This window comes from Rhizobium phaseoli, assembly GCF_010668805.1.
Classification (GTDB): Bacteria; Pseudomonadota; Alphaproteobacteria; order Rhizobiales; family Rhizobiaceae; genus Rhizobium; species Rhizobium phaseoli_A.
In genome coordinates, this window is the sequence record NZ_WUFT01000016.1 from 55,993 (window position 1) to 71,693 (window position 15,701).

Genomic DNA, 15,701 nt, shown 5'->3' on the forward strand with positions numbered 1-15,701 from the left:
AATGAAAAAAATCGTATTTCTCATTGCCCTCGCTCTTGCCTCTTCAACGCCGGTTGCAAGCGGTCATGCCCAGCAAGGTGCTGCCTCGTTGGCACTGGATGTCCTGCAGCGCGCCGACGGCGTCAAAATCGTGCCGGAGAGGTTCCTGCGCGCCTATGATCCGGTCACGATCTTCTTCCCCACCGATACCGGCCCCGCAACCGGCGGCCCGGAGGATTCGCCTGAGCGTTTTGTGACCATGGAACCGGCGGCTGCCGGCGCCTGGCAGTGGCTCGGCGCACGCGCCTTGCAATTCCGCCCGGCCGACAAGTGGCAGCCGCTGTCGCGCGTCAAGGTAACGATGCTGGCTCATGACAAGGACGCGGGCGGCACGACGGAACTGATACCGCTGCTGCCGGTGCCGGTATCGACGGCTCCGGCCGCACCCGATGATCCCGTCAGCGAGCTCGACCAGGTCACATTGACCTTTGCCGAACCCGTCGATGTTCCGGCGCTGAGCCGGCTTCTGTCGATCGAGCTGCGTCCGGCGCCCGGCATTGGCGACGAAGGCGGTTTGATGCTGGGGGCGCAGGATTTCGATATCCAGCCGCTCGAACGCAACAGCCGCGGCGACCAGCAATCCTATGTGGTGAAGCTGCATGCCAGCGTGCCCGATGGCCGCGTTGCCATTCTGCGGTTAAAGCTTGCCGACACGCCAGACTTCAACGACCAGACCTTCGAGTTGCGCGTGCGTACCGCAGTGCCCTTCACCATGACCAGTTCCGATTGCGGACGAGGCTTCGACGCCGCCACAAGCGATGACATCATGCGCTGCACGTCCAACGCCACCGTCAGCGACGACAGCGCCGCGGTCGATGATGACGGCAACTCGCTCGACAATGCCGAGGCAGCGCCGATCGCTCGATCGGGTCGTGGCCTGATCTTCCGGTTTTCGAGCAATCCGGTGGCCGGGAAGCAGTTTTCGGTCCGGGACGCCTTGCGCATTTCTCCACCGGTCGACGATCTGACGGCGGAAGCCAGCGACGGCCGTCTTTACATCAATGGCCGCTTTCTCACCGACAAGGTCTATACGCTCGATGTGACCGCCGGCGCCTTGACGGATGACCGCGGCAGACCGCTGGCGACCGGTTTCGGCCAGAAATTCGCCTTCGCACCGGAACAGTCCTCGCTCGTCTGGGATGCGTCGCAGGGCGTGGTCGAGCGTTTTGGCCCGCAACTCGTGCCGTTGCGTGGGCGCGGCTATGACAGGGCCGACGTGCGCATCCACGCAATCGATCCGCTGTCCCGCGATTTTTGGCCTTTCCCGCAACCCGGCCTCGAGACGGATGACTACGAAGCGCCGCCTCTGCCCGGCAAGGAGCCGCAGAAATGGGCCGACAGCGATGAGATTTCAGCCGACGCGATCCAGGCGCGCGTCAAGGCGCTCGGATCGCCTGCTATATCCGAATTCGTGGACCTGCCGATTCACAAGGGCGGCGCCGCCACCAAATTCGGCCTGGATCTGAAATCCTTTTTTGCCCGGATCGCTGGGCCTGACCAGCCCGGCACCTATCTCGTCGGCCTGCGTGCGGTGGACAATCAAACCCGACATTGGCTTCGTGTGCAGGTCACCGACCTGACCTTGAGCGCGGTGGAGGAACAGGACCGGGTACGATTTGCCGTCACCTCGCTTGCCAAGGGCAATCCGATCAGCGGCGCGCAGATCCGCCTCGACGGGTTGCGCGACGGCAAATTCGTCACGCTGGCGACGGGGACGACAGACGCACAGGGCTTCTTTTCTTGGGAGCTGCAGCAGCGCGCCGATGCGAAGATCCGGCGCGTCATCGTGACGAAGGGGCTGGATACCCTGGTCGTCGACCCCGATCATGCCCCGGCCCAATATGCTCAGGACAACTGGACCAAGCCGTCGGCCGCCTGGCTGGATTGGACGACCAATCCGACGGACACCCGCACCGAGCAGAGCCGCACCCTTTGCCATGTCTTCACCGAGCGGCCGATCTACCGCCCGGAGGAGCCCGTGCATATCAAGGGCTATGTCCGCAGCTATCTCGGCGGCCACTTGACGCTGCCGACGCAAGGCGGCCAGATCGTGATTACCGGCCCTGACAAACAGGAGTGGCGCATACCGGTGCGGCTGGACGCATTCGGCGGCTTTTACCACAAATTCGACGCCGAGACGCCGGCAACGGGCGATTATGAAGTTCATTTCGAACCCGGCGGCACGGCGGGGGCTACCGACCAATCTCAACCGGCGCAGACATCCGGTGAGGACGGGAATGCCGACGGCCAGGCGGGTGATGACGCGACCGATGATGGGCAGGCTGACGATAGCCAGGCCGACACGGCTCAGACCGCCGATAGCGACAGCAGCGCCGCGAGCCCGGCCGACAATACGGTCCAATGCGGCAGCATCTCCTTCAAGAAGGAGGCCTATCGCCTGCCGACTTTTGAAGTCGTGCTCAACAATCCGCAAACCGTACCACTCGATTCCTCCTTCAACGTTGATCTGATCGCCCGCTATTTCGCCGGTGGCCTGCTGGCGGATCGTCCGATCCGCTGGCGCGCCGTGCAGTATCCCTACAACTGGACGCCACCTGGCCACGAGGGCTTCCTTTTTTCGACGGATTCCCGTTACTCCGGCGGCGATGAATTTAAATCCTCGCCGGCGCTCGAACGAGACGGCAGCACAGACGCCGGCGGCGCCTCGCGCATCAGCTTCGACACGACGATCGAGCCGACGGCGCAACCCCGCCGCTATATGATCGAGGCAACGGTTACCGGTGACGATGATCTGCAGGTGCGCAGCATCACCAACGTCTTTGCCGTCCCGCCCTTCGTGCTTGGCCTGAAGGTGCCGCGTTATGTGCCAAATCCAGGCGCCATCGAGCCTGAGATCCTGGCGGTCGACGGCAATGGCGATCCCGTCGCCGGGCTGGAGATGACGGCGCGCCTGATCCACCGCAACTGGACGTCGACCCTGCAGGCGAGCGACTTCAGCCAGGGTTCGGCAAAATACGTCACGCAGGTCATGGACGACACCGTGCTGGAGCGCAAGATTACCAGCACGAGGGATATCCAGACCCTGGCGCTCGAGGCGAAGGAGGCAGGCGTCTATGTCATTCAACTCGAGGCCAGCGACCGGATCGGCCGCCGGCAGCAGGTGAGCGTCGACTTCTTCGTCGGCGGCACCACGCCGGTTACCTGGGCACAGGCGCCCGCACGCACCGCGGTCGTGACCACAGACAAGGATAGTTATATTCCCGGCGAAACCGCCAACCTGTTGATCCAGTCGCCCTTCCAGACGGCCCGCGCGCTCGCTGTCGTCGAAGAGCCTGAGGGAAATTTCCGCTATGATTGGGTCGATATCGCCGATGGATACGGCCATTATGCCGTGCCCGTCCGCAAGGAATATACGCCGCAAATTCCCGTGCACTTCCTCATCCTGCGCGGCCGGCTGGAGACCAGCATCCCCACGCCGAACGCACCCTTCGACCAGGGCAAGCCTGTAACGATCGCCGCGACGAAGACGGTGACGGTGAAGCCGGTGAAGAACACCGTCAATCTCACCTTGGATTATCCGAAGAAGGCCCGCCCTGGTGACGAAGTCGAGGTCACGCTGCATCTGGCCGACGATACCGGTCAGCCGATCGCGGGCGATGCCACCTTCTGGATGATCGACCAGGCCGTGCTGTCGCTGGCACCGGAACAGCCTCTGGACCCGCTGCCGAATTTTATCGTCAAGCGCCAATCCACCATGGCGCTGCGCGACACCCGCAACATGGCCTTCGGCATCATTCCGCTGGACGAGGTGCCGGGCGGCGACGAGCGAGAGGAATGGGGCACGGACAACAATATTTCCGTCCGCAAGAATTTTACACCGGTACCGATCTATCTTCCCGCCGTGAAGATCGGCCCGGATGGCGTCGCAAAGATCAAGGTGAAACTGCCGGACTCGCTGACCGTCTTCAAGCTGCGCGCCAAGGCCGTCAGCGGTCCCGACCGCTTCGGCTATGGCACCGGCGAAATGCTGATCCGGCAGCAAATCGTCGCCCAACCGGCCCTGCCCCGCTTCCTGCGCTATGGCGACCAATTCGAGGCCAACATCATTGCCCGTGTCATCGAGGGCGGTGGCGGCGCCGGTGCTGCATCCATTGCTTCCGATGGATTGACGCTGGAGGGCAGCAAGGATCTTTCCTTCGCCTGGGAAGAGAACAAGCCGGCTCACATCGGCGTTCTCGCTGAGGTACCCGAGCCAAAGCCCGGCAAGGAGGACGTGCTATTGCGTTTCGGGGTCGAGCGTGTCGCCGACCACGCCAGCGACGCCGTGGAAATCACGCTGCCGTTGAAACCAGACCGCATCCCGACCAAGCATTACGAGATCGTCGAGATACCGGCGGGCAGCTCGAAAACGCTGCCGCCACCCCAGCAAGACGTGCGCCCCGGATCATATCAGCGTGCGATGACGTTCACCGCCGATCCGGCACTGGTGAAGCTGGTTGCCGGGCTCAACACTTTGGTGGAATCGCCCTATGGCTCCACCGAACAACGCATATCGCTCGCCTCCTCCGGCATCGCTTTCAAAAGTTTCGCACCGATCCTGGCGGCAACAAACCTTGAAAAACGCATCGATGGCGATGTGCACAACACGGTGCTGGCAATCGGCCAGGCGGTCGACGCCGATGGCCTTGTCGGCTTCTGGCCGCACAGCAAGGGCAATGTCTCGCTGACGGCCTGGGCCTATTCTTTCCTGGTTGCGGCCGATAAGGCGGGCGTGCCCACTGACAAGGCTTTGTCGGATCGGCTTGCGAGCGTACTGAAACTATCGCTGCGTTCGGATTATCCGCATCTGCTCAGCGGCGACGAGATACGCGAACGGGTCGAGGCTCTGACGGCACTGGCCGAAGGCGGCAAGCTCGACGCAGCCTATACAGCCGAACTTGCCCGCTCGGCGGCGTTGATGCCGAATGCCAGCGTCGCCAGAATGACGGCGGCGGCAGCGGGTGCGCCCGACGCCGACCCACACCTTGTCGGCGGTCTGGCCGACACGATGTGGTCACGCGTCCGCATCCTCTCCCGCAATGGCCAGCTGGTTTATAACGGCCAGGCCGAGGATGGGGGCAGCCCGATCATCCTGCCTTCCGAAACCCGCAGTCTCGCCGAAATGGTGCGCGCCGCGGCTCTGACCTCGGAAACGGATCCGCGCTATCCGGCTTTGAAAACCGCCTTGCTGCAACTCGGCGAAGGCGATGGCTGGGGCTCGACCAATGCCACTTCGGCTGCGATCCGCGCGCTTGCCGCCGCATGGCAAAGGCCGACGACGCCCTTGCCGCTGACGCTGGCCCAGAACGGCAATGTTCAAAACCTGACGCTCGACGCAAATACCCCCGTGCTGCGACAGGTCACCCTGGATCCGGGCGCCGTCACCATCCAGAATACCGGCACGACGACCGCTCTGGCGCTGGTGGAAATCACCTATCTTTCTGCCGAAGCCGGCTACACCGCGCAGGCCGAAAGCCGGGGATTTGCCCTTACCCGCACGCTTTACCGGGTCCCCACGGGCAACGCGCCGCTGGAGAAGCTGGTCCCCGATGCTACAGGTGCGATCCAGCTCAAGGTCGGCGACGTGCTGGAGGAAAGGATCGAACTGGTCGTCTCGGAAGATCGCACCCATGTCGCCCTTACCCTCCCGCTTGCAGCCGGGCTTGATCCTCTCAACCCCAACATTGCCACCGCCCCGGCTGAGGCGACACCGGCAGTCGCGCCGACCTTGCCGACCGATTGGGTTTCCTATGGCGACGATCAGGTATTTTGTGCTTCCGAGAGGCTGCCGAAGGGCAACTACACCTTTGCCTACCGGACGCGCGCCTTGATCCCCGGTTCCTACACGCAGCCCCAGGCCCTTGCCGAAACCATGTATCAAAAGGGCGTTCAGGGAATGAGTGCCGCCGTACAAATCGTGGTGGCGAAGTGAGCCTTCACAATCGGAACAGATATCAGACGAGGAGCCAGCCAGCCGGGCAATGACACGCTTGAGAAGCCGCCGATCGACGCTTGTCCGTTTCTCCTCGCTGGTTCTCGCAGCCGGCGTCCTGGTCTATGGCTATCTCATCAATCAGCGCGCCCAGCTGATCGCGCCTGCGCCGACGCCGATACTCTTTGATCGCGGCGGCGCGTTCCTCGCTCAGATCGGCCATGCCGACGGCGCAAGTGGGCGTATCGATTACGGCTATTGGCCGCTGGAGCAATTGCCCGACCGCGTCGTCAAAGCAACGCTTGCCCTCGAAGACAGGCGGTTCTACGACCATATCGGCGTCGATCCCTATGCTGTCGGCCGCGCAGCCTGGCAAAATCTCGATACCGTCGGGCGCCGCTCGGGCGCCTCGACCGTTGCGATGCAAGTGGCACGGATGCAGCGGCCGGAATCGCGCACGCTCATCCACAAGGCCCTTGAGGCCGGCACCGGCGTCCTGCTGACCTTGCGCTACGGCCGCGACGCAATGCTGGGGCAATATTTGCGGCTGGCGCCTTACGGCAACGGCAGCCACGGCATCGCCCATGCGGCGCGGCTCTATTTCGACAAGCCGGTGGCAGACTTGTCCTGGGCCGAAATCGCGCTGCTGTCAGCCATCCCGCAGTCGCCGACCCGGATGAACCCGCTGCGGCCGGAGGGCTTGCGCCGGGCCATTCACCGCGGCCATCAAATGCTGGACGCGCTGGCGAAACAGAAGATCATCAGGGCTGACGAGGCAGAGATCGCCCATCGCCAGCTCGATCAGATGCGGATGCCCGACATACCCCGCCGCCCGGATGCCCTGCACCTGATATTGCGGTTTCACGACCTCATCGAGAACGGCCAGATTACGCCAGCCTCCACCAGCACACCGCTGATCCACACGACGATCGACCTCACCCTGCAGGCCGACGTTACCGCTCTTTCGCGCCAATATCTCGATCACTGGCGTTCTGCGGGCGCGCAGCAAGTCGGCGCCATGGTGGTGTCGCGCCAAACAGGCGAAGTTCTCGCCCAGGTGGGTTCGAGCAACTATTACGACAGGCATGCCGGCGCCTTCGACTACACCCGGACGCAGCGCTCGCCCGGCTCGACCCTCAAGCCTTTCGTCTACGCGCTGGCCTTCGAGCGCGGCTTGCTGAAGCCAACCGATATGTTGCTTGATCTGCCGGAAGGCGCATCGGGCATCGGCGATGCGGATCGCGAATTCCTTGGGCCTATGCTGCCGCGCCAGGCACTGGCCAATTCGCGCAATGTGCCCGCCACCAATCTGCTGCGCAGCATCGGTCTCGAGACGACGTTTCGGTTTTTGCGCGATCTCGGTCTGCACGACCTGGAAACCCCAGCCGATTATTTCGGGCTGTCGATGGCAATCGGCTCGCTGCCGACCCGCCTGGACAGGCTGATGCGGGCCTATGGGGCGCTCGCCAATGACGGCCAGATGCAGGATTTGCGCTGGGCGCGCGAGCAGCCACAGCCGCAATCCGTTCGGGTCATTTCGCTCGATACCGCCCGGTTGATTACCTCCTTCCTGTCCGATCCGCAGGCCCGGCTGCCGAGCTTCCATCGCTATGGCACGCTGGAATATCCCTTCCCCGTCGCCATCAAGACCGGCACCTCCCAAGGCTATCGGGATGCCTGGGCGATCGCCTATTCGGAGAAGGTCATCGTTGGCGTCTGGATCGGACGGGGCGATGACGGCACGATGAGCCGGATGACCGGCGCCGGCAGTGCCGCCCGCCTCGTACACGCCATCCTCGACAGGGTGCATGGCAATAAGCCGGGCGACATCGCCGACGCTCGTTTCCCGACGCCGCCCGACCGGAAGCCGATGCAGGTCTGTGTCGTCAATGGACAGACGAATGACAATAGTTGCAGCCAGACGCTGGTGGAATGGCTAAAGCCCGACGAGATGCCGAAGGTAGCTGCACGATCGGCTGGCGCGGACACTAACCTCAAACCAGAGCCGATCAGTGCAACAGGCGAAAGGAGCCCGAATTATTCACTCGCCAACGCCGACGCTTCCAACCCACAGATCCGTCTCGCCATCTCGACACCGGCCCGCAACAGTCAGATCTGGCGCAATCCGGAACAGCCGGCGGCATTCGACCGGCTGCCTCTGAAGGCTGATGTTCAACCGCATGTGCCGCAGATCGTCTGGTATGTCGACGGCCAGCCCTTCGCCGTCACCGACCCCGACAAGCCTGTCTTCTGGCCCATCCAGAGCGGGGAACACCGCTTCCAAATCCGCCTGCCCTACCGTGATGAAACATCTGCGGTCGTACCGGTGTATGTGCAATGAGGGTGTGTCGCGGTGCCTTATCCTTTGGCTCCATAGATGTCATTACCGCTTGCGTGTCAGCCGGATGCGGCCGGATCGGCGCCCTGAGCGCATCGCTTTGCAGCAGGGAGCCGGGGATCTTGGGAGAGATTCAGCAAGAAATGAGATCATAACCAGGGATTATATCATGTTTGCAATCATCGGAGCCACCGGCAACGTCGGCTTTTCAACGTCGTCGGCCCTGCGCCGGGCAGGCGTCCCGGTCCGGGCGATCCTGCGCGACACGGCAAAGGCCGCGCGACTGAGCGAGATTGGTTGCGAGATTGCGATGGCCGATCTGCAGGATGCCGGTTCCCTCGCAAAGGCGATCGGCGATGCCGATGCCGTGCAGATTATCGTCCCGGTATCGCCACGGGCGAAGGACCCGGCCGGCGATCTTACCCGATCAATCGAAAGCGTGGTTGATGCGCTGGCAAAGGCGCGCCCGAAGCGGGTGCTGGCCATTTCCGACTACGGAGCCCACGTCGCCGATGACATCGGCATGCCCAGTGTTTTCCACGGCCTGGAGATCCGGCTCGGCGGGCTCGATGCCCACGTGCTTGTGCTGCGATCGGCCGAACATATGCACAATTGGGCGCGCGTTTTCCCAATGGCCGTTGCCTCCGGCAGTTTGCCGACGTTTCAAGACCCGCTTGGGATGGCACAGCCGACGATCGCTGCTCAGGACCTCGGGGTGATTGCCGCCAACCTCCTGTTGCGACCTGACAGCGGCAGAGACCTGGAGGTCATCCATGCCGAAGGGCCACGCAGATATAGCGCCAATGATGTCGCCGCGGCGGTAAGCCAACTGTCGGGCCGGGTGGTTCACGCACAGGCGGTGCCCCGGTCGCGATGGAAAGAGACGTTCGAACGGACCATGCCAGCGAGCCTCGCCGACCTCTTGATCAAGGCCAACGATGCAAAAAACGAGGGTGGTCTGGTCGACATCGCGCCGAATGCCGGCGAGGTTTGCTATGGCACGACCGAATTGATTGACGCACTAAGAGCGCTTGTTCCGCCTGTATGAGGCCGAGCGACAGTGCTGCGGCGGAGCAAATTGCTCATTTTCAATGGTGTGACACCAATGCGGGCCGACCTATGCCTTGCACCATGGGCGAGGCGTCGGCGGACAGCTCGTTTTGCCGTATACAAATGGGGCGGCAAGCCCCTCATTGACTACTCTGCAGCGACCGACCTAATTTCGTGCCGTTTTCCAACATCCTCGAGATCATGGAGCCGCACGCTCGGGCAGACCTTCCTTGCGATTTCAGTGAGATGGCGATGATGCGTAAGATATATTACCTGTCCGCGCATACCCATGTCCGCGAACAAGCGAAATGCCTCCTCTGCTCTGAAGTCGTCGAAGGTTTCCATGATGTCGTCGGCGACGAACGGTATAGGTGTTCGATTGGCAACAAACTCGTGGTAACCGGCAACACGGAGTGCAAGATAGAGTTGGAAACGGGCTCCTTTTGATAACTCGTTTGCCGCCTTCGATCCTCCCGAAGCCGACACCGCGATGAGGACGTCGCCGTCTTTACCCGGCTGGGCGGCTACTCCAAGGTAAGCGCCGCGGCTGATCGTGCGGAACGCCTCGGATGCACGAGACATCATGCCACTGCGGTGACGATCCCTATATAATCGTAGCGCATGCTCGGCCGCAGCAACGCCGGCACGAGTTTCCATATAGTGGCGAGCGCTCTCTTCGATCTCGAGAAGCGTCGTTCGCCTTTGCTCCTCGAGCATAGCAACCTTCCCATCGCCGCCGATTGCATCTAACGCATCCTGCGCCTTCGATCGGTTGTGGAACAGTTCCCGGCATCGGACATCGTGATCGTCCAGCACGGGCACGAGCTTAGCGATCTCATCCTCCATCTGCGATCGGTCGGTCGTGGCTATCAGCTTTTCCACTTCCGAAACCGATGCTGCTCCGGTGATCTCGATAAGTTCGCACTCAGCGTCGGTAATGGTCTTTATGAGGTCCTGGCGCTGAGCGGCAAGCTCTATGCTACGCTCGATTTCGTCGAGGTTGTTCACCCCGAAGAAATCGCTCATCTGCGTCACGCGCGCCAGGAGGCGTTCTTGAGCGATGTCCAATTTGCGGCCTTCACCTCGAAGTTCAAGGAGATCATGCCTCAGCTTCTCTTCCCGCTCGCTGTCGAGATCAGCGGTTTTGATCTTCTCGAAGATCGTTTGGCAGAGCTCTTTGGGCGTCCCGTCGAGAGCAATACCAAGCAACGAACATAGCTCGTTCACTTTTTCCTCAAAGAGGATCTTGTCCTTCTCCATCTTCTGAACGCGATCGATAAGACCGTCTCTTGCATCGACCGCCGATGACAGCCGCTCGAGAACCCCCAGTATCTCCGTCACCGCCCCGACGCTTGGAACCTCTCCAATCTCACTAAGCCAGGATTCACCGCACAGGGCACCCCATTTGCCTGACCACGCCTGGGCTGCCTCATCTGCAGCCTCTAAGACGTGTGTCCGCTCCTTCAGGTCGTCGCGAAGTTTTGTAACGCGCTCAACCGCGGCCGCGGCGGAGTGAAATGCATCTAGGGCCTCCTCCGCGACGGAGACCAAGGCGCCGATCTCGGCATTTGCAGGGAACGTGATCTTCGCGGCCTTCAAAGCGTCTGCCAACAACCTCTTCGAGTGCTCCAGATGATCACAAAGCTCAGCAACTTCCTGATCTATAGCAGCCAGATCGTCCTTGCCATTCAGCGCAACCTTGCGTTTGCGAAGCCACTCTTCCAGCTCCCAAGGGTCATCGGCGACGCCAGCCTCGGCCGGTCCACCAACAGCTAGGTGGATTTCCGAATTCACGACCTCAATGTCTGCCTTGGCCTCAGCCGAGGCTTTTTGTTGGCTTTCAATGTCTGCGGCGACTGCTGCACGACGCTGCATAAGCTGGTTAAGACTGCCCATCTCCGCGAAGTGCATAAGCCGCAGCGCGGTCAGTTGGTCGTCGGCGCGCATCACCCTCTCGAAGTTTTCCGCAGTGCCCGAATTCAGGGCATGTCGATGCTCCGCCCACGCGCGTTCGCGCGATGCCCGGCTGGCTGTGGCTGTCGCCTCGTCGATACGTCCTGCCTGCTCACGAAGGATGTCGACCTCAGCCTGGAGTCGACATGCTTCGGGCTTGAGGCGCTGTAATTCGGCTTGAGATGCCCGCTGGCGATCTTCGGCCAATGTGAATTTTACCTTCCAACCTTCGAGCCTGGAGCCGGTGGGAACCGCCAATGATGACAGCTCTGTCGCGGTCCCCTGCCAGGGTCTCAGGGCTGCCAAGGCATCTGCGAGTGATCCGGACGCCGCATCCCGGCGACGAGAAAGTTGCCGCAGCGCCATCTCCTGATTACCTTTCGGCAGAGCTCTGAGCGTTGCTTGGAGCGAGTGATGTGCCTTGATGAGCTCGGGTGGCGCAATAGGGACATCCGCCGCAGCTTCGCTGCGTAACGCACGTTCGACCTTGCCCAACTCTTCCTGGGCGGCGACCCGTTTGGCGTCGACGCCCGACTTTTCGCTAATCAGCGCTCGCAAAGATCCAACCGTGGACGCGCCGAGAAGCAGCCGCTCCGGAGACGTTTCTCCCGGCCTTCCGAGCTGAACCAGAATGCTCGCGATTGAAAGCTCCGCCGCACGCGAGGTGAGTTTTGGAATATCCTTGTCGGCTGTAACGTAGCGAGATCGAAGCTCCTGCAGGTCTTCTAGTTGTCCAGCCGCCGCGATAGCCGCTGGATCAATTGAGATATTTGCAACCTCGTCTTCAAGGCAAGCAATGGCGCGGGCTGCGTCCTGCGACTTCACCCGAAGTTCTATGTCGCTCCTTATGAGATCCTGGACTTCCTGCCGCCAGGTTTCCGGCGGTACCGGGAACTCGTCGAAGTTTGTAAGACGATCCTTCAAGACGCAGAGACGGGACAAGACGGGCAACGCATTGAGTGTGCGTTTGATTTCATCGATCCTGCGCTGTGTCGCGGTCCTTGTAGCGAGCGCTTGCTCATACGAGTTGCCAAGTCTATCGCACTCCAACACGAGCCGCTGGTACTCGCTCGCCTGGAGGTCCAGCGCGTCGCGTTGTTGCTTGAGGTCTCCAAGACGAGCCTTGAGGTCTCCAAGGGCGCCACTTTTTCCGCGATATTTATAGAAGCTGTCGGCGCACCCTCGGATGGTTGTCAGCTGCTTGCTGAGGTCCGCGAGGCCTGCACTTGCGGCAAACAGCAACTCGCCGAGGTTACCCCTGCTCGCAAGGATACCCTCGCCGCCCTTTTCAAGGCTGTCGTCATCAAGCGAAAACATCGTGGTAAAGGCATCGCGATCGATGCCACCGAGATCCGATCTAATGTCTGACTCCGGCAAGATGCGTTCGATATCATCAAGAAGGGTATTCTGTTGTCGCTTGATGCGAATGAATTCCCGATCTTTTCCGCCGACATTGACCTCCGCACCTATGCGCATGGTCGGAAAGGGATGCAGAAAGCCATATTTGCTGGTCGTGCCGATACCGAAGATCAGATCCACGATCGCATCGAACGTCGTGGACTTTCCCGCCTCGTTCGGCCCATAGATGACATGAATGTCCGGCGATCCGACGGGACGGGAGCCGAAATCAATAATGCCGTCGGTAAATTTGCCATAGCGGACGAGGTCAAGCCGGTTTATCCGCATCTATTCCCCCTGACCACCGCGAAGCTGCGCAATTACGCTTGCCGAACCATCACCGGCAAAGCTAGCGAGGGTGTCTCGAAGCCCTTCCTCGCCTGCCCCGAAAATATGTCTCGCTTCTGCCGGAAGCTGGCCACGAAGCTCGTCAGCGATCGAAGCAAGCTCCTGCTGATAGCCTTCCGAATAGAGGACGTCCTCGTTGATTATCGCGGTCAATTCAGCAAGCGCACCGCTCGCGAAACTGGCACCTTCGCTTGGCGCAGTGCACGAGGTCTGCACTTTGTCGATCCAAACATTGCCGATAAACGACCCTCGCGTTTCTATGTCGGTGCGAAGAAGATCGAGGTCACGTCGGAGCCGCCAAGCAAGCTCGCTTTGCCCGTAAAGCTGAACTCGGGCGACGAGATGTTCCGCAGCAACGGTCGAATGCAGCCTCTCAAGGCGCATCGAAACCTGAGTGACAAGAGCCTTCCAATCTGATGCATCCGAGACATCGACCAGAAGGCGTTCGAACTGCGCGACGTTGGTTGGCCGCTCTTCGACGATGACCGAACGGTCATCCATGATCGTCACCAGGGAGGCTGATTTGGGGCCGTCCTCGTTAATGTCGCGCCCCTGTGGCATTCCCGGCATCACGATAACAGAACCGGCGTTCTCCACGACTGACCGCTTGTGGATATGACCCAGAGCCCAGTAACGAAAGCCGCTCTGCTGGAGGTCCCCAACGCTGCAGGGCGCGTAGAGGTCGTGCTTTTCCGATCCGCCAAGGCTCGTGTGCATGATCCCGATGTTGACCGCGTCAGCAACAGGGGAAGCGTAGTGACCAAGCAGGCTCTGGGGAGCGTGTGACTTCGCAAAGCTCAGGCCGTGGATGGCCACTGGAAAATGCCCAGCGTCGCGATCGATCGCTACAGCCTCTGCTGTCGCGCCAAAAACCTTGACGGTGTCCGGCATCACCAATTCTGTCGTGATCTTTGACAGCGCATCGTGATTGCCCCGGATAATGAATGTCCGAATGCCAGCCTCGTGAAGACGCCGCACCTGCTCGGCCAGAAATCGGGCTGTCTTCATCGACGTCTGGTCGCCATCGTAGAGATCTCCGGCGAGAATCAGCGCGTCGACCTGCTCTTCAAGGCAAAGATCTACAACTCTGGTGAAAGCTCGCCGCGTCGCCAGCCCAATAAGCTCCGATAGTTCCGGATTGCGCAGCGCAAGTGTTCTCAGAGGTGAGTCAAGATGGATGTCCGCAGTATGCAGGAAGCGATAGGCCAAATCAGTACCTCAAGCATTGAACTGGCTTCATATTTGATTGGAACGGCCAAGGCCACAACGAATTCCCCTTTTGTTCTATTGTCCACACGTTTCTAGCGTCAGTGACCGCTCATCGAGGCTGCCCATATCTCCGACAATGTTCTGATCTGCCATGTCCTGACAAAGCCGCCCGGGCAAATGATAACGGTGCAACAAGCGGCACCAGAACCAGTGTGGGCGACGTTCATCTCAGGTTCATTCAGGAGGTGTAAGCCTTTGCGTTATATAGTGAATGGAGCATGGGCTAACCGGCTCTAGCTCGATCCAAGCGGGTGCTGGAATCTCGCGCCAAGCATCTCCGGTGGCCTTTCATCAGGCAAGCCTACAACGGAATCCTTCCATCGTTCGTGTCATAGCGCCGGTGGAAGTTAATACTGCCAAGATCAACAATATCGGAGGCCATCACATGTTGCACAAACTGCTTCTGCCCGCCGCGGGCTCCCTCCTCGCAGCGTTCCTCATGTCGTCGCCAGCGCACGCCTTGAGCATGAAGGAATGCAGCACAAAATATCAGGCGGCAAAGGCCGACGGCTCCGCCAAGGATGTCAAGTGGAACGATTTCCGCGCCAAGTTCTGTGGGGCGGACGCCGCCGCCGACGATAAGGCCGACGAGGCGGATGTCGCCAAGACGACCGACAAAGAGCCGGAAAAACCGATGACGACGGCGCCGAAGAGCGTCAAGTTCCCGAAAGCGGTCGACAAAAAATACTCTAGTGAAACGCCGGGCAAGGGTCGTCTGCACACTTGCGTGGACGCATACCATTCAGCCAAGGATGCCGGCTCGCTCGGAGATTTGAAGTGGATCCAGAAAGGCGGCGGCTATTGGAGCCTCTGCAACACGAGCATCAAGGCTTCTGGCTGATCGAGCAATATCTTAGATCTTCAAAAAGGGCCGCCGCCGTTGGTGGCCCTTTGCCTTCTCTTTACCGGGAAAGGCCCGCGCAGCACTTTTTTGGCAGGCGACGCAGCTTCTCAATGCCGCATGCTGCATCGTGACCTGCCACTTCGAAGCTTTGCCAGAAACGATGATGTCCGCGAGTAGAGGGCGCCCTGCGGAGCGCGCGACACCGAAGGCAAAGGAACAAATCGAAGCAGCGGCGGCATAGATGCTTAGCGATCGTTTCTCATGACGGCACGAAGCGCGTCGTTGATGCGGTCCTGCCAACCCGGGCCATCCTGCTGAAAATAGACGAGCACATCGCTGTCGAGCTTAAGAGAGACCTGCTCCTTGACGGTTGGCAGCGCCGGTCGGTCGATGGCAGGTGCAGCGGCCGTTTTTTTGGCAGGCTTGAACAAAGCCTCGGCGGCATCAAGCGGATTGGCGGGGCGGCGTGGGCTTTTGGTCACGGCTTTCTCCAATGGTTCGCTATGTCCGCGACCACCCTGTCTTAATCG

General features: G+C 60.8%; 7 protein-coding genes. 4 read left to right on the forward strand and 3 right to left on the reverse strand.

Annotated features, from left to right (window positions below):
• Nucleotide 1: 1 nt before the first annotated feature.
• The 3 genes from GR197_RS23145 (at nucleotide 2) to GR197_RS23155 (ending at nucleotide 9,357) form a co-directional block, all read left to right on the forward strand.
• Nucleotides 2-5,971 (forward strand): alpha-2-macroglobulin, encoded by a 5,970-nt coding sequence (locus GR197_RS23145; protein ID WP_164013793.1) that lies wholly within the window; start codon nucleotides 2-4, stop codon nucleotides 5,969-5,971.
• Between the two features lie 49 nt (nucleotides 5,972-6,020).
• Nucleotides 6,021-8,312 carry a transglycosylase domain-containing protein gene (locus GR197_RS23150; RefSeq protein ID WP_246724665.1) on the forward strand — a complete coding sequence of 764 codons (2,292 nt, stop codon included), beginning with the start codon at nucleotides 6,021-6,023 and terminating at the stop codon, nucleotides 8,310-8,312.
• A gap of 166 nt (nucleotides 8,313-8,478) precedes the next feature.
• On the forward strand, nucleotides 8,479-9,357 hold the full coding sequence (locus tag GR197_RS23155; protein WP_164013892.1) for an NAD(P)H-binding protein: 879 nt from the start codon (nucleotides 8,479-8,481) through the stop codon (nucleotides 9,355-9,357).
• A 149-nt stretch (nucleotides 9,358-9,506) separates the two neighbouring features.
• On the opposite strand, the gene GR197_RS23160 is transcribed toward GR197_RS23155, so the two are convergent.
• Together GR197_RS23160 and GR197_RS23165 are read right to left on the reverse strand one after the other, a co-directional pair.
• Nucleotides 9,507-12,998 (reverse strand): AAA family ATPase, encoded by a 3,492-nt coding sequence (locus GR197_RS23160; protein WP_164013795.1) that lies wholly within the window; start codon nucleotides 12,996-12,998, stop codon nucleotides 9,507-9,509.
• Nucleotides 12,999-14,267, reverse strand: a complete 1,269-nt coding sequence (locus GR197_RS23165; protein WP_164013797.1) for a metallophosphoesterase family protein — start codon at nucleotides 14,265-14,267, stop codon at nucleotides 12,999-13,001. It lies immediately after the preceding gene.
• A 445-nt stretch (nucleotides 14,268-14,712) separates the two neighbouring features.
• Between GR197_RS23165 and GR197_RS23170 the strand changes: the two genes are divergently transcribed.
• Nucleotides 14,713-15,168, forward strand: coding sequence for a hypothetical protein (locus tag GR197_RS23170; protein WP_164013894.1), 456 nt, complete (start codon nucleotides 14,713-14,715; stop codon nucleotides 15,166-15,168).
• Nucleotides 15,169-15,416: 248 nt separating this feature from the next.
• Here the strand turns inward: GR197_RS23170 and GR197_RS23175 are convergent, their stop codons facing one another.
• Nucleotides 15,417-15,653 carry a BrnA antitoxin family protein gene (locus GR197_RS23175; protein ID WP_164013896.1) on the reverse strand — a complete coding sequence of 79 codons (237 nt, stop codon included), beginning with the start codon at nucleotides 15,651-15,653 and terminating at the stop codon, nucleotides 15,417-15,419.
• Nucleotides 15,654-15,701: the final 48 nt, after the last annotated feature.

What these genes read in the sequence shown, in the direction of transcription:
- GR197_RS23145 (WP_164013793.1), top strand. Translation starts at nt 2, where the DNA reads ATGAAAAAAATCGTATTTCTCATTGCCCTCGCTCTTGCCTCTTCAACG.
- GR197_RS23150 (WP_246724665.1), top strand. Translation starts at nt 6,021, where the DNA reads ATGACACGCTTGAGAAGCCGCCGATCGACGCTTGTCCGTTTCTCCTCG.
- GR197_RS23170 (WP_164013894.1), top strand. Translation starts at nt 14,713, where the DNA reads ATGTTGCACAAACTGCTTCTGCCCGCCGCGGGCTCCCTCCTCGCAGCG.
- GR197_RS23160 (WP_164013795.1), bottom strand. Translation starts at nt 12,998, where the DNA reads ATGCGGATAAACCGGCTTGACCTCGTCCGCTATGGCAAATTTACCGAC.
- GR197_RS23155 (WP_164013892.1), top strand. Translation starts at nt 8,479, where the DNA reads ATGTTTGCAATCATCGGAGCCACCGGCAACGTCGGCTTTTCAACGTCG.